This is a genomic window from Salinicola sp. MIT1003, assembly GCF_001858555.1.
GTDB classification, from domain to species: Bacteria; Pseudomonadota; Gammaproteobacteria; order Pseudomonadales; family Halomonadaceae; genus Salinicola; species Salinicola salarius.
This window is the reverse complement of sequence record NZ_MCAP01000011.1, coordinates 252,404-269,893: the sequence shown is the minus strand read 5'-3', so window position 1 is coordinate 269,893 and position 17,490 is coordinate 252,404. Positions and strand designations below refer to the sequence as shown.

The 17,490-nt window shown below is 64.7% G+C and carries 16 protein-coding genes; 11 read left to right on the top strand and 5 right to left on the bottom strand.

What is annotated here, in order from left to right:
* Positions 1–16 precede the first annotated feature (16 nt).
* The 10 genes from nuoE (at position 17) to nuoN (ending at position 12,163) form a co-directional block, all read left to right on the top strand.
* Positions 17–535 carry an NADH-quinone oxidoreductase subunit NuoE gene (nuoE, locus tag BC443_RS06405; RefSeq protein ID WP_071231000.1) on the top strand — a complete coding sequence of 173 codons (519 nt, stop codon included), beginning with the start codon at positions 17–19 and terminating at the stop codon, positions 533–535.
* A 31-nt stretch (positions 536–566) separates the two neighbouring features.
* Complete coding sequence (nuoF, locus tag BC443_RS06400; protein WP_071230999.1) at positions 567–1,907, top strand: NADH-quinone oxidoreductase subunit NuoF; 1,341 nt, start codon at positions 567–569, stop codon at positions 1,905–1,907.
* A 15-nt stretch (positions 1,908–1,922) separates the two neighbouring features.
* Positions 1,923–4,697 (top strand): NADH-quinone oxidoreductase subunit NuoG, encoded by a 2,775-nt coding sequence (nuoG, locus tag BC443_RS06395; RefSeq protein ID WP_071230998.1) that lies wholly within the window; start codon positions 1,923–1,925, stop codon positions 4,695–4,697.
* Positions 4,694–5,677, top strand: a complete 984-nt coding sequence (gene nuoH / locus BC443_RS06390) for an NADH-quinone oxidoreductase subunit NuoH (protein ID WP_071230997.1) — start codon at positions 4,694–4,696, stop codon at positions 5,675–5,677. Before nuoG ends, nuoH begins: the two co-directional genes overlap by 4 nt.
* 12 nt (positions 5,678–5,689) lie before the next feature.
* Positions 5,690–6,238, top strand: a complete 549-nt coding sequence (nuoI, locus tag BC443_RS06385) for an NADH-quinone oxidoreductase subunit NuoI (RefSeq protein ID WP_071230996.1) — start codon at positions 5,690–5,692, stop codon at positions 6,236–6,238.
* Positions 6,239–6,314: 76 nt separating this feature from the next.
* Complete coding sequence (gene nuoJ, locus BC443_RS06380; protein WP_083387247.1) at positions 6,315–6,938, top strand: NADH-quinone oxidoreductase subunit J; 624 nt, start codon at positions 6,315–6,317, stop codon at positions 6,936–6,938.
* Positions 6,935–7,243, top strand: a complete 309-nt coding sequence (nuoK, locus tag BC443_RS06375; protein WP_071230995.1) for an NADH-quinone oxidoreductase subunit NuoK — start codon at positions 6,935–6,937, stop codon at positions 7,241–7,243. Before nuoJ ends, nuoK begins: the two co-directional genes overlap by 4 nt.
* Positions 7,240–9,090 (top strand): NADH-quinone oxidoreductase subunit L, encoded by a 1,851-nt coding sequence (nuoL, locus tag BC443_RS06370; protein ID WP_071230994.1) that lies wholly within the window; start codon positions 7,240–7,242, stop codon positions 9,088–9,090. The genes nuoK and nuoL overlap by 4 nt, the downstream gene beginning before the upstream one ends.
* Before the next feature lie 92 nt (positions 9,091–9,182).
* Complete coding sequence (gene nuoM / locus BC443_RS06365; RefSeq protein WP_071230993.1) at positions 9,183–10,709, top strand: NADH-quinone oxidoreductase subunit M; 1,527 nt, start codon at positions 9,183–9,185, stop codon at positions 10,707–10,709.
* The gene (nuoN, locus tag BC443_RS06360; RefSeq protein ID WP_247643233.1) at positions 10,706–12,163 is read left to right on the top strand and encodes an NADH-quinone oxidoreductase subunit NuoN; all 1,458 of its coding nucleotides are present in this window, start codon (positions 10,706–10,708) and stop codon (positions 12,161–12,163) included. The genes nuoM and nuoN overlap by 4 nt, the downstream gene beginning before the upstream one ends.
* Before the next feature lie 76 nt (positions 12,164–12,239).
* Here the strand turns inward: nuoN and BC443_RS06355 are convergent, their stop codons facing one another.
* Both BC443_RS06355 and BC443_RS06350 read right to left on the bottom strand, forming a co-directional pair.
* Positions 12,240–13,061, bottom strand: a complete 822-nt coding sequence (locus BC443_RS06355; protein ID WP_071230992.1) for an endonuclease/exonuclease/phosphatase family protein — start codon at positions 13,059–13,061, stop codon at positions 12,240–12,242.
* 4 nt (positions 13,062–13,065) lie between these two features.
* A complete protein-coding gene (locus tag BC443_RS06350) occupies positions 13,066–13,704 on the bottom strand; it encodes a thiol:disulfide interchange protein DsbA/DsbL (RefSeq protein ID WP_071230991.1) in 639 nt (212 codons plus the stop codon).
* 336 nt (positions 13,705–14,040) lie between these two features.
* On the opposite strand from BC443_RS06350, the gene yihA reads away from it, so the two are divergent.
* Entirely contained in the window at positions 14,041–14,658 is a 618-nt protein-coding gene (yihA, locus tag BC443_RS06345) for a ribosome biogenesis GTP-binding protein YihA/YsxC (RefSeq protein ID WP_071230990.1), read from the top strand.
* Between the two features lie 359 nt (positions 14,659–15,017).
* Here yihA and BC443_RS06340 read toward each other — a convergent pair whose 3' ends face one another.
* Genes BC443_RS06340 through BC443_RS06330 form a run of 3 tightly spaced genes read right to left on the bottom strand, consistent with a single transcriptional unit; the run spans position 15,018 to position 17,403 of the window.
* Complete coding sequence (locus BC443_RS06340; protein WP_071230989.1) at positions 15,018–15,752, bottom strand: HAD family hydrolase; 735 nt, start codon at positions 15,750–15,752, stop codon at positions 15,018–15,020.
* A 12-nt stretch (positions 15,753–15,764) separates the two neighbouring features.
* Positions 15,765–16,679 carry a tyrosine recombinase XerC gene (locus BC443_RS06335; RefSeq protein ID WP_071230988.1) on the bottom strand — a complete coding sequence of 305 codons (915 nt, stop codon included), beginning with the start codon at positions 16,677–16,679 and terminating at the stop codon, positions 15,765–15,767.
* Complete coding sequence (locus BC443_RS06330; protein ID WP_071230987.1) at positions 16,663–17,403, bottom strand: DUF484 family protein; 741 nt, start codon at positions 17,401–17,403, stop codon at positions 16,663–16,665. Before BC443_RS06330 ends, BC443_RS06335 begins: the two co-directional genes overlap by 17 nt.
* Positions 17,404–17,490: the final 87 nt, after the last annotated feature.

The following is a 17,490-nucleotide window of genomic DNA, read 5'->3' as shown; positions in this document are numbered from 1 at the left end:
GCCGTTGGAGACGAACATGAACCAGACAACCGCCAGTTCCACCGCCGCGACGATCGCCAGCGATGCGTTTGCGCTCGATCCCGCCGATCGCGAGGCCATTCTGGAGGAGCGGGCACATTATCCCTATCCGCAGGCGGCGAGTATCGAAGCACTCAAGATCGTGCAGAAGCGTCATGGCTACGTGCCGGACGGCGCAATTCCGGCCATTGCCGAGACGCTGGGAATCCGTATCGCCGACGTCGAGGGCGTGGCGACCTTCTACAGCCTGATCTTCCGCCAGCCGGTCGGCCGTCACGTCATCCTGATCTGCGACAGCAGCTCCTGCTTCCTGACCGATTACGAGGAGCTGCGTGACGCCTTTGTCGCGCATCTGGGCATCCAGATGGGCCAGACCACGGCGGACGGACGCTTCACGCTGCTGCCGGTGTGCTGTCTCGGCGCCTGCGATCGTGGTCCCACGATTCTGATCGGCGAGGATCTGCATGGCCCGGTGACGCCGGACCAGATCCCCCGACTGCTGGAGGCCTACTCATGACCTTGATGCGCACGACGCAGGAGACAGAGACATGAGCCGCATTCTGCAATCCGCCAGCGAGCGTCGCGCCGAGACCCACCCGCTGACTTGGCGCCTGCACGACGACCAGTCACCCGTGCTGCTCGACGAGTACCGCAGCACCCAGGGCTACGAGGCGGTCACCAAGGCGCTCGAACAGCACACCTACGAGTCGCTGACCGAAGAGGTCAAGACCGCCAACCTGCGCGGTCGCGGCGGCGCCGGCTTCTCGGCGGGCTTCAAGTGGAGCCTGACGATGAAAGGCGAGGACGTTCCGCGCGGCTACATCGTCTGCAACGCCGACGAGATGGAGCCGGGCACGTTCAAGGATCGCCTGCTGATGGAGCAGCAGCCCCACCTGCTGATCGAGGGCATGATCCTGGCCGGCTTCGCCAACCGTTCGAAGCAGGGCTACATCTTCCTGCGCGGCGAATACCACCGCGCCGCCGCCTCGATTCAGCGCGCCCTGCGTGAGGCCCGCGCCGACGGCTGGCTGGGTGCGGACGTGCGCGGCAGTGGCTGGGATTTCGACATCGCCCTTCATACCGGGGCCGGCCGCTATATCTGCGGTGAAGAGACTGCCCTGATCAACTCGCTCGAAGGCAAGCGCGCCAATCCGCGGGCCAAGCCACCGTTTCCTGGTCAGTCCGGTGCCTGGGGGCTGCCGACGGTGGTCAATAACGTCGAAACGCTGTGCAACGTGCCGGGCATCGTCAATCACGGCGCCGACTGGTTCCAGGCGCTCTCCGGCGATCTCAGCAGCGATGGCGGCACCAAGCTCTACGGGGTCTCCGGCAAGGTCAAGACTCCTGGCCTGTGGGAGTTGCCGATGGGCACCACCGGCAACCGGATCCTCGAGCTCGCCGGGGGCATGCGCGATGGGCTGACGCTCAAGAGCTGGCTGCCCGGCGGGGGCAGTACCGGCTTCCTGCTGCCGGAACACCTCGAGCTGGCGCTCGATTTCGATACCATCGGCAAGACCGGCAGCCGCATGGGCACCGGGCTTTTGACCGTCGTCGCCGACAACCAGAGCATGGTGTCGTTGACCCGCAATCTCGAAGAGTTCTTCGCCCGCGAGTCCTGCGGCTGGTGTACGCCATGCCGCGACGGCCTGCCGTGGAGCGTCAAGCTGCTGCGGGCGCTGGAGGCCGGCGAGGGCGAGGCCGGCGACATCGAGCTGCTCGAGCAGATGGCCCGCGACCTTGGGCCCGGCAAGACCTTCTGCGCCCACGCGCCGGGGGCGGCGATGCCGCTGGCATCCGCGATTCATTATTTCCGTGACGAGTTCGAGCGTGGCATCACCCGACCCAAGGGTGAAGCGCACGCGGACCCGATCCCGGTCGGCAGCGTGTAGGAGGAGTTCGACGCCATGGCCACCATTCACGTCGACGGCAACGACTACGAAGTCGAAGACAGCGACAACCTGCTCCACGCCTGCCTTTCGCTGGGGCTGGATATCCCCTATTTCTGCTGGCATCCGGCGATGGGCAGCGTCGGTGCCTGCCGCCAGTGCGCGGTGAAGCAGTACAAGGACGCCGACGACGACCGCGGCATGCTGGTGATGTCCTGCATGGCACCGGTCAAGGACGATGCCTACATCTCCATCGCCGACGAGGAGGCCAAAGCCTTCCGCCAGACAGTGATCGAGTGGCTGATGGTCAATCATCCGCACGACTGCCCGGTGTGCGAAGAGGGCGGCCACTGCCATCTGCAGGACATGACGGTGATGACGGGCCACGATCGCCGTCGTTATCGCTTCCGCAAGCGGACCCATCGCAACCAGAACCTGGGGCCGTTCATCGCCCACGAGATGAATCGCTGCATCACCTGCTATCGCTGCACGCGCTTCTACCAGGATTATGCCGGTGGCGAGGATCTGGGCGCTTTCGGCGCGCACGACAACGTCTACTTCGGCCGCGTCACCGACGGCACGCTGGAGAGCGAGTTCTCCGGCAACCTGACCGAAGTCTGCCCCACCGGCGTGTTCACCGATCAGACGCACTCCGACCACTACACCCGCAAATGGGACCTGCAGTTCGCGCCGAGCGTCTGCCACCAGTGCGCCAGCGGCTGCAACATCAGCCCCGGCGAGCGCTACGGCGACATTCGCCGGATCGAGAATCGCTACAACGGCGACGTCAACGGCTACTTCCTCTGTGATCGCGGCCGCTTCGGCTATGGCTACGTCAACCGCAAGGATCGGCCGACACGCCCCGAATACCGGGAGACCGATGGTGAAGCTCGCTCCATGGAAGTCGACGAGGCGCTGGACCGTGCCGCCGACGCGCTGCGCGGCGCCAGGCGGATCATCGGCATCGGTTCGCCCCGGGCCAGCCTCGAGAGCAACCATCGCCTGCGCCAGCTGGTTGGCGCGGACAACTTCTCCACCGGTATCGAAGCCGGCGAGCTGGCTCGAATCCGCCGGATGGAAGCGCTCAATCGCGAGACGGGGCTGGCGACGCCCAGCCTGCGCGAGATCGAACAGTGCGATGCGATTCTGGTACTCGGCGAGGATCTGATCCAGAGCGCCGCCCGCGTCGCGCTCTCGGTCCGTCAGGCGGTACGTGGCAAGGGCGCCGAGCTGGGTGCGGCCCGGGGCATTCCCGAATGGAACGCCGAAGCGGTGAAGACCATTGCTCAGGACGCCGGTCACCCGCTGTTTCTGGCGACGCCCGATGTCACCAAGCTCGACGGCATCGCGACCCGCGCCGAGCGCGCCGGACCCGACGACATCGCCCGTCTCGGGTTCGCCGTGGCGCATGCGCTCGACCCCACCGCGCCGGTCGTCGACGGGCTCGACGACGCGACATCGAAACTGGCCGAAGGTATCGCCGATGCGCTGATGGCGGCGAAGAAGCCGTTGGTCATCGCCGGCGAATCGCTGGGCTCGATGGCGATTCTCGAAGCGGCCGGCAATGTCGCCCGCGCCCTGGCACGGCGTCAGAAGGCGGACGCCGGCCTGACCCTCGTTCGTCGCGAAGCCAATAGCGTCGGGCTCGGGCTGCTCGGCGGCGAGTCTCTCGATTGGGCGCTGGAGCAGCTCGACACGGGCAGCGCCGACGGTGTGGTGATTCTCGAGAACGATCTCTATACCCGGCTGCCGGCGACGCGCGTGGACAGCGCATTCGCGCGGGCGGTAGCGGTCATTACGATCGATCATCAGCGTACGCCGACCTGGGAGCGCGCCGATATCGGCCTGCCGGCCGGAACCTTCGCCGAAAGCGACGGTACGCTGGTCAGCCTGGAAGGACGCGCGCAGCGCTTCTATCAGGTCTTCGATCCCAGCTACATGCGCCCCGATACCCGCATCCGCGAAAGCTGGCGCTGGTTGCATGCCCTGCATGCGACGCTGGATCGTCAGCCGGTGGAGACGGTTCTGCTCGACGACCTGACCCAGGCCGTCGCCGAGGATGCGCCGGCGTTGGCGCCGTTGCACCAGAACACGCCGGAAGCGATGTTCCGTATCCACGGCCTGAAGCTCGCCCGTGAGCCGCACCGCTACAGCGGCCGTACCGCGATGCGCGCCAACCTCAACGTCAACGAACCGCGCGCGCCGGTGGATCTCGACACACCCTTCGCCTTCTCGATGGAGGGCTATGCCGGCTATCAGGAACCGCGCCGCGATGTCGCCTTTGCCTGGGCGCCTGGCTGGAACTCGCCTCAGGCCTGGAACAAGTTCCAGGACGAGGTCGGTGGCCACCTGCGCGCCGGCGATCCGGGCAAGCGGCTGTTCACGGCGCCAGTGGCCGATGGCGACTACTGCACCGAGATTCCCGCCGCCTTCACGCCGCGCGCGGACGAATGGCAGGTGATCGATCTGCCGCAGCTGTTCGGCGGCGACGAGATGTCGCGTCGTGCCGAACCGATCCGCGAGCGGATGGCGTCTCCGCAGGTGGCGTTGAGCGAAGCCGATGCGGCGCGACTCGGCGTTGCCGCGGGCGACGTGGTCTCGATTTCGCTGGACGGTGCCGCCTTCGACCTGCCGGCGCGGCTCAGTGCGGGAATGCCGAAAGGCATGATCGGGTTGCCAGGCGGCACGATTCAGGAGGTCACCGGCGCGCTGACGCCGGGTGTCACGCGGTGGGGGCGCATCATGCGAGCCGGTGGGGAGCGTCAGGCTTCGGCCGAGGAGGTGCGTCCATGAGCTGGTGGACACCGCAAGTCGAAGCGACATTGATCGCGATGCTGCAGGCCGTGGTGATTCTGCTGGTCGTGGTCGTTTCCGGTGCGCTGCTGAGCATGATCGAGCGCCGCCTGCTGGCCCTGTGGCAGGACCGCTACGGCCCCAATCGCGTGGGGCCGTTCGGCCTTTTGCAGATCGCGGCGGACATGCTCAAGATCTTCTTCAAGGAAGACTGGATCCCGCCGTTCGCCGACCGCACCTTCTTCGTGCTGGCGCCGGCGATCGCCATGGCTTCGCTGCTGCTGTCGTTCATGGTCATTCCGATCACCCCCGGCTGGGGCGTGGCGGATCTCAACATCGGTATCCTGTTCTTCTTCGCGATGGCGGGCATCAACGTCTACGCCGTGCTGTTCGCCGGCTGGGCCAGCGGCAACAAGTACGCGCTGCTCGGTGCGCTGCGCGCCTCTGCCCAGACCCTTTCCTACGAAGTGTTCATGGGCCTGGCGGTGATGGGCATCGTCGCCATGACCGGCTCGTTCAACATGCGCGACATCGTCAACGCGCAGGAGAACGTCTGGTTCATCATTCCGCAGTTCTTCGGCTTCTGTACCTTCGTCATCGCCGGCATCGCGGTGACGCACCGTCACCCGTTCGATCAGCCCGAAGCCGAACAGGAGCTCGCCGACGGCTATCACATCGAATATTCCGGCATGAAGTGGGGCATGTTCTTTGTCGGCGAGTACATCGGCATCGTGCTGATCTCGGCGCTGCTGGTGACGCTGTTCTTCGGCGGCTGGCACGGACCATTGCTGCCGCCGATCGTCTGGTTCCTGCTCAAGACGGTGTTCTTCGTCATCCTGTTCGTGCTGTTGCGGGCGGCATTGCCGAGACCGCGCTACGACAAGGTGATGAGCTTCGGCTGGAAGGTTTGCCTGCCGCTGACACTCGTCAATCTATTGATCACCGGGGCGATGATTCTGCTCATCGACCCGGGTGTATAAGGGAGAGCGACCATGCTGAGTCAGATCCGGAAGATCGTATCCGGCACCGGCACGCAGCTGCGCACGCTGTGGATGGTGTTTTCGCATGCCTGGCGCAAGCGCGAGACGCTGCAGTATCCGGAAGAGCAGGTCTATCTGCCGCCGCGCTATCGCGGACGCATCGTGCTGACCCGCGACCCGGACGGCGAGGAGCGCTGTGTCGCCTGCAACCTGTGTGCGGTGGCGTGTCCGGTGGCCTGCATCTCGCTGCAGAAGGGCGAGAAAGAGGACGGGCGCTGGTACCCCGAGTTCTTTCGCATCAACTTCTCGCGCTGCATCTTCTGCGGCATGTGCGAGGAGGCCTGCCCGACCTCGGCGATTCAGTTGACCCCGGATTTCGAGATGAGCGAGTTTCGGCGTCAGGAGCTGGTCTACGAAAAGCAGGATCTGCTGATCGATGGTCCGGGCAAGGATCACAGCACCAATTTCTATCGCGTGGCGGGCCTGTCGATCGCGGGCAAGGACAAGGGCGAGGCGCAGAACGAGGCCGAGCCGATCGACGTCAAGTCGTTGATGCCATGAGTCATGGCATCGCTGCGCCGGAACTGTGGCGCCAACGTGCAGGTTGCGGTTCGAAGCCGTTTGCTGGGAGAGAAGCATGCAAATCGCGTTTTACTTGAGTGGGCTGGTCGCGATTCTCGCCACCCTTCGCGTCGTGACCGGCACCCATCCGGTACACGCATTGCTCTATCTGATCGTGTCGCTGATCGCCGTGGCGATGGTGTTCTTCGCCCTCGGTGCGCCGTTTGCCGGGGCGCTCGAGATCATCGTCTACGCCGGGGCGATCATGGTGCTGTTCGTGTTCGTGGTGATGATGCTCAATCTCGGCGAGTCGGCGGTGGAGCAGGAGCGTGCCTGGCTCCAGCCCAAGGCGTGGGTGGGGCCTGCGGTACTGACGGCGGTCTTGCTGATCGTGATGCTCGTCACGCTGGTCAGCGGCGACTACGAAGGCAGCATCAGCGGCGAAACGCTGACGGCCAAGATGGTGGGGATCTCGTTGTTCGGCCCTTATCTGGTCATCGTCGAGCTGGCGGCCATGCTGCTGCTGGCGGCGCTGGTGGCGGCGTCGCATCTGGGTCGCAGCGAAGCGCACGATGAAGCCGACCTGGCCCGCGAGCGCCAGCGCGAGCTCAACGAGCAGGCCCGGGCAGATGTGGCGCCGGTTCGTGAAACCCCGGTCAATACACGCGAACAGAACCGCACGCAGGAGGGCAAGGCATGACGGGCATTCCGGTAGAACACGGCCTGTGGCTGGCGGCAATCCTGTTCGTGCTGGGGCTGGCCGGGCTGATGACGCGACGCAACATGCTGTTCGTGCTGATGAGCCTGGAGATCATGATGAACGCCGCCGGTCTGGCCTTCATCGTCGGCGGTACCCATTGGCACCAGCCCGACGGCCAGGTGATGTTCTTGATGATCATCACGCTGGCAGCGGCGGAGGCGAGCGTGGGGCTGGCGCTGTTGATGCAGCTCTATCGGCGCTTCAAGACTCTCGACATCGATGCGGCTGGCAGGTTGCGCGGATGAATCTACTTACCCTCACCTTCGTCTTCCCGCTGCTGGGATCGTTGATCCTGGCGCTCTCGTTCGGCCGGCTCTCCGAGCGGGCCAGCGCCACCATCGGTGTCGCTTCGATCGGCCTGGCGGCGCTATGCACGCTGTGGGTCGGGATCGATTTCTACGACCACGGCCAGTCGGCGCAGACGCTGACGCTCTGGCACTGGATCACGGTGGGGGATTTCCAGCCCACCATGGGGCTGATGCTCGATGGCCTGTCGCTGACGCTGCTCGGCGTCATCACCGGCGTCGGTTTCTTCATCCACCTGTTCGCGGCCTGGTACATGCGCGGCGAGGAGGGTGTGACCCGTTTCTTCTGTCACATGAACCTGTTCGTGTTCAGCATGATCCTGCTGGTGCTGGGCGATAACCTGCTGCTGCTCTACTTCGGCTGGGAAGGGGTGGGGCTCTGCAGCTATCTGCTGATCGGCTACTACTACCGTACGCCAGCCAACGGCTGGGCGGCCTTCAAGGCGTTCGTCATTACGCGTACCGGCGACGTGTTCCTGGCGATCGGTATGTTCCTGCTCTATGTCGAACTGGGTTCGCTCAATATCCAGACGCTGCTGGCGCGCGCGCCGGAGATCTGGAGCGAGGGCGGCCTGATGCCGCAGCTCGCGGCGCTGATGCTGCTCGGCGGGGCGATCGGCAAATCGGCACAGCTGCCGCTGCACACCTGGTTAGCGGACGCCATGGCCGGCCCCACGCCGGTGTCGGCGCTGATCCATGCGGCGACCATGGTCACCGCAGGCGTCTATCTGATCGCACGCATGAACGGAATCTTCCTGATGGCCCCGGACGTGCTGCTGCTGGTCGGGGTAATCGGCGCGCTGACGCTGCTGGTAGCGGGGTTCGCGGCGCTGGCGCAGACCGACATCAAGCGCGTGCTGGCGTATTCGACCATGAGTCAGATCGGCTACATGTTCCTGGCGCTGGGCGTCGGTGCGTTCGATGCGGCGATCTTCCACCTGATGATCCATGCCTTCTTCAAGGCGCTGCTGTTCCTCTCCGCCGGTTCGGTGATCATCTGCACCCATCACGAGCAGGACATGCGCCGTCTCGGTGGCCTGTGGCGCAAGCTGCCGCTGACCTACGCCGGGTTCATCGTCGGGGGCGCGGCACTGGCGGCCCTGCCGCTGGTCACGGCGGGTTTCTACAGCAAGGACGCCATCCTGGTGTCGGCGCTCGCTTCCGGCCACGGCGTGCTGATGCTCGCCGGCCTGCTTGGCGCGCTGCTGACCTCGATCTACACCGTGCGCCTGATTCTCGGCACCTTCCATGGTGCGCCGAAGAGCGATCACGCCCGCGACGCCCACGCCGGCAAGGGTCTGGTGCATGGCGTACCGCTGGTCGTGCTGATCGTGATGTCGACCGCGATCGGGGCACAACTGACGCCGCCGCTGGACGAGGTGTTGCCTCCCGGGCCGGCGGGAGAGGGGCTGGGAACTCATGTCCTCGAAGTCGTCGCGATGATCGTGGCCGTCGGCGGCGTGCTGTTCGCCGGCTGGCTGTTCAAGCGTCGTCGCGACCTGATTCGCCGCGGGATGGCGGATCCACGCGGCGCTCGGCTGTGGACGTTCTGGCACAACGCCTGGGGTTTCGATGCGCTCTACGACTGGCTGTTCGTGCGCCCTTATCAAGGGTTGGTCAGGGTCAATCGAGACGACTGGATCAACTCGCTGTGCAATATCCTGCCGTGGCTGGCGCGAGCCTCGCACCACGGGCTGCGCATGACCCAGACGGGGCTGATGCGCCATTACGCCGTGTCGATGGTGCTGGGGGCGACGCTGCTGCTTGCCTTCCTGCTGGTGGGCTGACACATGAGCGCAGGAACGATGCACAGTGCTGGCGGCTCGGCGACATCGTGTCGGGAGCACACGGAATTCACTCTATCGCGGATGGCTGATTCATGACTCTGGTCTGGCTGATACTGATCCCCTTCATTGGCGGCCTGCTGTGCTGGCAGGCCGAACGCTTCGGCGACCAGGCGCCACGCTGGATCGCGCTTGGCACCATGCTGCTCGAGCTGGCGATGGTGCTGGGGCTGTGGGTCGGTAGCGACTTCAGCCTGCCGGCGGAAGGTGCCGCCAACGCCTGGACGCTGGAGTGGCAGGCCGACTGGATTCCACGTTTCGGCATTCAGGTACATCTGGCGATCGACGGATTGTCGCTGTTGATGATCGCGCTGACCGGGCTGCTCGGCGCCATGGCCGTGATCTGCTCGTGGAAGGAGATCGTGCAGCGGGTCGGATTCTTCCACCTCAACCTGCTGTGGATTCTCGGTGGCGTGGTCGGGGTCTTTCTCGCTATCGACCTGTTCCTGTTCTTCCTGTTCTGGGAAATGATGCTGGTGCCGATGTATTTCCTGATCGCGCTGTGGGGCCACAGCGGCTCCCGGGGCAGTTCGCGGATCGGCGCGGCCACCAAGTTCTTCATCTATACCCAGGCCAGCGGCCTGCTGATGCTGATTGCCATTCTTGGGCTGGTGTTCGCTCACCATGGCGCCACCGGTGAATACACCTTCGCCTATGCGGATCTGCTCGATACGCCGCTGTCCGAAACCACCGCCTGGTGGCTGATGCTCGGCTTCTTCGTCGCCTTCGCGGTCAAGCTGCCGGTGGTGCCGCTGCACGGCTGGCTACCGGATGCTCACGCCCAGGCACCGACTGCCGGCAGTGTCGATCTCGCCGGCATTCTGCTCAAGACGGCGGCCTACGGGATGCTGCGCTTTGCACTGCCGCTGTTCCCGGAAGCGTCCCAGGCCTTCGCGCCGGTGGCGATGACACTGGGCCTGATCGGCATCTTCTACGGCGCGATCCTCGCCTGCGGCCAGCAGGACCTGAAACGTCTGATCGCCTACACCAGTATTTCCCACATGGGCTTCGTGCTGATTGGCATCTACGCCGGCACCGAACTGGCGCTGCAGGGCGTGGTGGCGCTGATGGTGGCGCATGCGTTTTCCGCCGCCGGGTTGTTCATTCTTTCCGGCCAGCTCTACGAGCGTCTGCATACCCGCGACATGCGCCAGATGGGTGGCCTGTGGGGGCGTATCCGCGGTCTGCCGGGGTTCGCGCTGGTGTTCGTGGCGGCGTCGCTGGGTCTGCCCGGTACCGCCAATTTCGTTGGTGAATTCATGGTGATGTTCGGTTCATTCGGCGTCGCGCCCTGGATCGTGGTCATTGCCAGTGCCGGCCTGATCCTGGCTGCCGTCTATTCGCTGTTCATCATGCAGCGGGTCTACTACGGGCCGCCGAGGGAGGAGACGCCGCTGGCGGGGCTGGATCGACGCGAGACGGTACTGCTGTTCGGCATCGTCGCCCTGGTGGTGTTCTTCGGCATCTATCCCCAGCCGCTGCTGGATACCTCCGCCGGCGCCATGCAGGTCGTGCAACAGAGCGTTCAGCAAGCCGGGGCAATGACGGGAGGTGCCCAATGAGCCACGCTACCACGATGGCATTACTGGCCATTTCTCCGCTGATTCTGGTCTGCCTGACCGTGATCGTGGTGATGCTGTCGATCGCCTGGCAGCGCAACCACACGCTGAGCGCGATCCTGACCGCCGTCGGACTCAACGTGGCGCTGCTGGCGTTGCTGTTCGGCTGGACGCTGGGCGCGGTCGATGTCACTTCGGTACTGGTGGTCGACGATCTGTCACGTTTCGGCGGCGTGCTGGTGCTGATGTCGACGCTGGCGTGCGTCACGTTGGCCCACCACTACCTGGAAGGCTACGAAGGTCCGCGGGACGAGTTCTACCTGCTGTTGCTGAGTGCCGCGGCCGGCGGGCTGGTACTGGTTTCCGCACGTCACATGACGACGCTATTTTTCGGCATCGAACTGCTGTCGATGCCGCTGTTCGGGATGCTTGCCTATACCTTCCGGGACCGTGGCGCGCTGGAAAGTGGTATCAAGTACATGGTGCTGTCGGCGGCTGCCACCGCCTTCCTGCTCTTCGGCATGGCGCTGCTCTATGTAATAACCGGCACACTGGATTTCGCCGAGCTGGGCGAAGCGTTGTCGACCTATGGCAGCGATCCGTGGCTGCTGGCGGGCGCCGGCATGCTCCTGGTAGGCCTGGCGTTCAAGCTCTCTATCGTGCCGTTTCATCTGTGGACGCCGGACGTCTATCAGGGCGGGCCCGGGCCGGCAACGACATTCCTGGCCACGGCCAGCAAGGTGGCGGTGTTTCTAGTGCTGGTGCGGCTCTTCCAGTCGACGCTGGCGTTTCACGAGAACTGGTGGCACGACCTGCTCGGCTTCATCGCCGTCGTCACCATGCTGGTAGGCAACCTGCTGGCGCTGACCCAGAACGATCTCAAACGCCTGCTGGGCTACTCGTCGATTGCCCATTTCGGCTATCTGCTGGTGGCGCTGGTGGTCAACGAGGGGCTGGCCGTGGAGACCGTGGGGATCTATCTGGTCACCTACGTGCTGACCACGCTCGGTGCCTTCGGCGTCGTCACGCTGGTATCGAGCCCCTACGTGGCCACCGGCGGTACGGCGGACGCGAGCCCGTTGCACCACTACCGCGGCCTGTTCTGGCGCCGCCCCTATCTTACTGCGGTAATGACGGTGTCGATGCTGTCGCTGGCGGGGATTCCGTTCACCGCAGGCTTCATCGGCAAGTTCTACATCATCGCGGTGGGTGTCGAAGCCCATCGCTGGTGGCTGGTCGGCGGCGTGGTGCTCGGGAGCGCCATCGGGCTTTATTACTACCTGCGCGTGATGGTCACGCTGTTCCTGCACGAACCCGGCATGCAGCGTCGCGACGCGACCCACGACTGGGCCGAACGGGCCGGCGGCATGGTGGTGTTGGGCGTGGCCACGCTGGTCATCCTGCTGGGGCTCTACCCGACGCCGATGATCAACTGGGTAAACTGGGTAGCGGGATGACGGTGGTCGGCGGATGACTGCCGGCCGTCTCGATCCGGTAGGGAAAAGCGCCTCCTCGGAGGCGCTTTTTCGTATCTCAGGTATCCGTGCTGCGATCGGCGCCGAGGCCGATGCTTCGCCGGCAGGCAACCGGCAGATGGATGTCCATGGCAATGGGGAGATGGTCCGAGAACATCGCCTCCAGCACACGAGGCGGCTCGGCCTTCAGCGATGACGACAGCAGAATATGGTCCAGCGCCCGGCGGGGCTGCCAGGCCGGATAGCTGAGCTGCGGTTTGAGCGGATTGAGGTCCAGCGCGCGGCAGAATCGCGGATGCGCCAACAGCTGCTCCGGCGTGCAGTTGAGATCGCCCATGACCACCACGTGATGCAGCGGCTCGATGATCTCGCCGAGGTAGTCGAGCTGACGCAGGCGACCGCGCTGGCTGAGCGCCAGGTGCGCGACGAAGACATGCAGGGCGTCCGGCCCTTCGCCGTAGCGGGCATGAATCGCTCCTCGCCCACGCATGCCGGGCAGACGGTGCTCGTCGACCCGGTTGGGCATCAGACGCGACAGCAGACCGTTGCTGTGCTGGGCGACATGCCCCAGGTTGCGGTTGAGCTGCTGGAAGTGGAAATCGAACGCCGAGCGCTTGGCGAGATATTCCACCTGATTGACGTGACTGGAGCGGAAGCTGCCGCCGTCGACCTCCTGGAGCCCGACGATATCGTAGGCCGATAGCGTACTGGCCACGACATCGAGGCGCGAACTGCGCTTGGGATGGGGCAGCAGATGTTGCCAGCTTCGCGTGAAATAGTGGTGGTAGGCCGAGGTATGAATGCCGACCTGCAGATTGCAGGTCAGCAGTTTCAGTGTCGGCGCGACCTCGCTGGCGGGTGTCGAGGCGGCTAGGGACATGGCGTCACTCGCTCTCGGTGCGTTCCTCGCGAACCTTCTCGATCAGCGCGCTGGCGATCTTGGGCATGTTTTCCAGCGAGCCGGCGGAGTCGGGCGTGACGACATAACGGCCGTCAACGATCAGGTCGGGCACGCCCATCAGCTTGTAGCCGCGCATCTTGGCGGAAGCCTGCTGGATCTCGCTCTTCACGCCGAAGGAGTCGAGTGCCTTGAGCGCTTCATCCTTGCTGACACCGTAGTCGGTGAAGAACTCGGCAATGTCGTCCTTGTCGGTCAGGCGCTGGCCGTCCTTGTGGATGGCGTCGAAAAAGTCCTGGCGCAGTTTCTCTTCGATGCCGAGCTGTTCGGCCGCGTAGAACGCCGTGGCATGTTGTTCCCACACCTTGCCCAGCGGTGCCGCCATGCGATCGAAGACGACGTCGTCGGGGAGCTGGGCGACCCACTCGTTAAGCGGCTCTTCCAGCGCATAACAGTGGGGGCAGCCGTACCAGAACACCTCGGTGACTTCGATCTGGTCTGCCGGCACGTCCGTTTTCATCGGCTCGTCGACGACCTGATAGTCCTGACCTTCGACGATATCCGCCGCCATCACTGCGCCCGAAAATGTCAGTCCGGCCAATAGCGCCATAAAAGACTTGATCATGCGTTACTGCTCCTGAATATCGAAAATCATTGTCGATGACATCATGTTCCATGAAACCGCTGTCGGCGGTTGGCACGCTACGGGTATTGGAACCCCGAAGAACCGTGAGGTTCCCTCGCTAGCCTGCTACCGACCGGTTGCTCTTAGCCTGACAGAAATGGGCGCAAAAGCGTAGGGCGCCAAACGGTCGTCTGGGAGCGTCGCACAGAAGTCTCGTCTGCGGGAGCATCGAGCAGCAGCCCCGCCTTCGGGAGCGCCGAACGTCACGCCTCATCCTGGGTGGAATACGCGTGGTACACTGCGCGACGTTACCGTCTCAAGATAATCGAGCCTGCCATGACTGCCACTCCCGAGCGCCGCAACTATCAGACGGCGACCTTCCTGATCAGTGCCCCGACGCTGGCCAAATGCCCGCCGGATCGAGGCGTCGAGGTCGCGTTCGCGGGGCGCTCCAACGCCGGCAAGTCCAGTGCCATCAATGCGCTGACCCAGCAGCGGGCGCTGGCGCGCACCTCGAAGACGCCGGGGCGCACGCAGTTGATCAACTTCTTCACGCTGCAGAACGACGACCAGCTCAGGCTCGTCGACCTGCCGGGTTACGGCTACGCCAAGGTGCCGGAGGCGATGAAGAAGGAGTGGCAGGCACATCTCGCCGATTACCTGCACCGTCGCCGCTCGCTGGGCGGGTTGATCCTGTTGATGGACGTTCGCCACCCGCTCAGCGATTTCGATATCCAGCTGCTCGAGATGGCGGACGATCGGGAACTGCCGGTGCATATCCTGCTGACCAAGGCGGACAAGTTGAAGCAGGGGCCGGCCAAGGCGTCGCTGCAGCAGGTCAGGAAACGGCTGGCCGAATGGGAAGACCTGGTCAGCGTGCAGCTCTTCTCCTCGCTGAAGCGCCAGGGGCTGGATCAGGCGTATGGCGTGATGGATCGGTGGCTGGCCAGTTGAGTTCTCTTCGAAGGAGCGACTCATTCGAGTTTTCCCAGCTTACGTTGAATTCGTCACCCTAATGACGCCTATTCAGGGCAGCACTGCACGACGCATCGCTGAACCGGGTCTTGCGACAGGGATGTCGCAAGAGGCGCGTTGGACAGGATGTCCTTTCGCGCCGACCCGAGTGAAGCGATACGGCGTGCAGGCATAGCTGCCCTGTGGCGTCAAAAAGGGGAGCGTGAGGGGCTTGCCCCTCACAATAACGAGCGGAACGGAGATTGATGCCCGTTCAGTAGTGACCTGCTCGGGCTTGAATCGATCTTCAAGCAATTACGCTCCAAACCACTGCTCTCTCCAAATGATATGTCGTATCGCTACGATGACGGCTGGTCCAGCTGCGCCACGATACCCGGCAACTCCCTCACGTGCGTCACGCGATGCACCCGGGGCGGCAGCTCCCGCTCGCCTTCGTTCTTGGCATCGATCCAGACCGCGTGCATGCCGAGGCGCTGCGCGGCGAGCACGTCCTCTTCCCAGTTGTCTCCCACGTGCAGCGTGCGGTAGGGCTGCGTGCCGAGCTGGGCCACGGCCGACAGAAACGGGCGGGGGTCCGGCTTCGAGGCGTGCATTTCACCGGCGAGAATGATCACGTCGAAATGGTGATCCAGCGACAGCCGGCGCACGTCGACGTTGCCGTTGGTGATGATGCCGAGCCGGTAGCGCCGTGCCCAGGCGTCGAACATCGGTACGACCTCGGGATAGAGCGCGACCTCGTGGCGCAGCGTCATGAAGTGCTCGAAGCCGGCTGCCGCCCACTGCGCCGCCTCGTCGGGAGACAGGCCATGCTCGATCAGCAGTTCGCGCATGGCGCGCTCGCGAATCCAGCTGTGATCGCCTCGACTCAACGGGAAGCGCTGCATCAGCGCGGCGCGAATCGACTGATAGGCTTCCAGCGGAAAGGCTTCGGCCAGCGGTGTCGCCGCCGGCCCTCGGTGAGCGTCGACCCGTTCGGCGAGCCATTGATAGTGCGCCGGCTCGGCGTGGGCCATGACCGGGCCGTTGTGCCACAGCGTGTCGTCGAGATCGAAGGTGATGGCGTCCAGCGGCATATCGGGGAATTCCTAGGGTTTGTCTGAACTCTCGTCGTTGACTGAGGCCGACTTGCGCCGCGCCCGAGGATGGGCCTGGTCGTAGACTTCGGCAAGCTGCTGCCAGTCCAGGCGCGTGTAGATCTGCGTCGTCGAGAGATTGGCATGGCCCAGCAGTTCCTGCACCGCGCGCAGATCCTGGCTGGACTCCAGCAGATGGCTGGCGAAGGAGTGGCGCAGCCGGTGCGGATGCAGATGCTCCGGCAGGCCACGCTTGCGGGCGGTATCGGCCAGCCGGCTCTGGATCGACCGATGACCGAGACGGCCGCCGTGCTGGGCGACGAACAGGGCGGTCTCGCCCTCTGCCGCCAGCGTGCTGCGAAACCCGAGCCAGATCTGGATGGCCTGGCCGGCACGTTTGCCCAGCGGCACCTGGCGAGGCTTGCCGCCCTTGCCCACGACCCGCACGTGGCGGTCGTCGAGGCTGGCAAGGTCGAGCGCTGCCAGCTCGGCCAAACGCAGGCCGCAGGAATAGAAGAGTTCCAGCATCGCCTGATCGCGACAGTCCAGCGGCTCGCCACCGTGAGGAGTGTCCAGAAACTGGCCGAGCAGGTCGACATCTACCGGGCTGGGCAGGTGACGCGGCTGCCGTGGCGCCTGCGTCAATTGCACCGGGTTGTGGTCCAGCTCGCCCCGATGGACCAACTCGTCGGCGAAGCGCGACAGCGCGGCGCGGCGTCTCGCCAGCGTTCTCGGCGCCATGCCGCGGGTCCGCTCGTGGGCCAGGTAGCGCCGCAGCAGCGTGACGTCTAGCTGGCGCCAGCTATTCACGTCCTGCGACTCGAGATAGCCGATCAGGGCGGTGATATCGCGACGATAGGCATCCACCGTCGCCGGGCTGGCGCGCTGCGCCAGCCGCTTCAGGAAGGCATCAAGCGCGGCTTGCACTGGCGACCTCGGTACGCCGCAACAGCCGGCTGACCACCTCGCCCAAGTACTCGGTAAACAGCGTATCCAGAGTGGCCCGGAAGTGCTCGCTGTCGTGACTGGCCAACAGCAGAAATCCCATGGGCTCGCCCTGGGTCAGTCGCGTGATGGCGCAGGAGCCGGATCCCTGCGGCGGGTTACAGTGCGGCAGCAGGATACTCCAGTCTTCCCGGTTCAGCGTGGTACAGCGGCTGGTCTGCTCGTTGAGCAGCAGTTCCAGGCGCTGGCGCGCCTCGTCGGTCAAGGCGAAGCGGGGCGGCTGCCAGGCGTTGGTGTCGCGAGGCGTGGCGTGGCAGGCCGGCGGTGCGTTCAGCCACAGGCTGATGCCGTGGGTACGAAAGCGCTCCGCCAGCTGCGTCGACAGCGCTTCGGCCAGCGCGTCGGCGCTCTCGGCCTCGATCAGGCCGAGGACCAGCTCGCGGGTCCGACGATACTGGGCTTCGTTGTAGCGGGCCGATTCAAGCAGGTTCTCGAGCCGCCATTCCGCATCCTCGGCCCGGCGGCGAAGGTCGTGAACCAGCCGCTCGAGCAGCGAGACAGCACCGGGAATGTGGGGATGCGGCACCTTGAGCTGTTGCAGCAGCCCCTCCCGGCCAACGAAGAAGTCGGTATGCTGCGCCAGCCACTCGGCGACCCGATCGGGGTCCAGGGTCTGACGGGGCTCGGGGGCCTGAGCGCGTGACATGCGTTGGTTCTCCTGTGAATCCCTCACGACGTGGCGGAGTCTCGCCGCCGCGTCTTCTTATTTATTAGTTCAGGTTATTTGTTGGTT

What these genes read in the sequence shown, in the direction of transcription:
- nuoE (WP_071231000.1), top strand. Translation starts at nt 17, where the DNA reads ATGAACCAGACAACCGCCAGTTCCACCGCCGCGACGATCGCCAGCGAT.
- nuoF (WP_071230999.1), top strand. Translation starts at nt 567, where the DNA reads ATGAGCCGCATTCTGCAATCCGCCAGCGAGCGTCGCGCCGAGACCCAC.
- nuoG (WP_071230998.1), top strand. Translation starts at nt 1,923, where the DNA reads ATGGCCACCATTCACGTCGACGGCAACGACTACGAAGTCGAAGACAGC.
- nuoH (WP_071230997.1), top strand. Translation starts at nt 4,694, where the DNA reads ATGAGCTGGTGGACACCGCAAGTCGAAGCGACATTGATCGCGATGCTG.
- nuoI (WP_071230996.1), top strand. Translation starts at nt 5,690, where the DNA reads ATGCTGAGTCAGATCCGGAAGATCGTATCCGGCACCGGCACGCAGCTG.
- nuoJ (WP_083387247.1), top strand. Translation starts at nt 6,315, where the DNA reads ATGCAAATCGCGTTTTACTTGAGTGGGCTGGTCGCGATTCTCGCCACC.
- nuoK (WP_071230995.1), top strand. Translation starts at nt 6,935, where the DNA reads ATGACGGGCATTCCGGTAGAACACGGCCTGTGGCTGGCGGCAATCCTG.
- nuoL (WP_071230994.1), top strand. Translation starts at nt 7,240, where the DNA reads ATGAATCTACTTACCCTCACCTTCGTCTTCCCGCTGCTGGGATCGTTG.
- nuoM (WP_071230993.1), top strand. Translation starts at nt 9,183, where the DNA reads ATGACTCTGGTCTGGCTGATACTGATCCCCTTCATTGGCGGCCTGCTG.
- nuoN (WP_247643233.1), top strand. Translation starts at nt 10,706, where the DNA reads ATGAGCCACGCTACCACGATGGCATTACTGGCCATTTCTCCGCTGATT.
- BC443_RS06355 (WP_071230992.1), bottom strand. Translation starts at nt 13,061, where the DNA reads ATGTCCCTAGCCGCCTCGACACCCGCCAGCGAGGTCGCGCCGACACTG.
- BC443_RS06350 (WP_071230991.1), bottom strand. Translation starts at nt 13,704, where the DNA reads ATGATCAAGTCTTTTATGGCGCTATTGGCCGGACTGACATTTTCGGGC.
- yihA (WP_071230990.1), top strand. Translation starts at nt 14,041, where the DNA reads ATGACTGCCACTCCCGAGCGCCGCAACTATCAGACGGCGACCTTCCTG.
- BC443_RS06340 (WP_071230989.1), bottom strand. Translation starts at nt 15,752, where the DNA reads ATGCCGCTGGACGCCATCACCTTCGATCTCGACGACACGCTGTGGCAC.
- BC443_RS06330 (WP_071230987.1), bottom strand. Translation starts at nt 17,403, where the DNA reads ATGTCACGCGCTCAGGCCCCCGAGCCCCGTCAGACCCTGGACCCCGAT.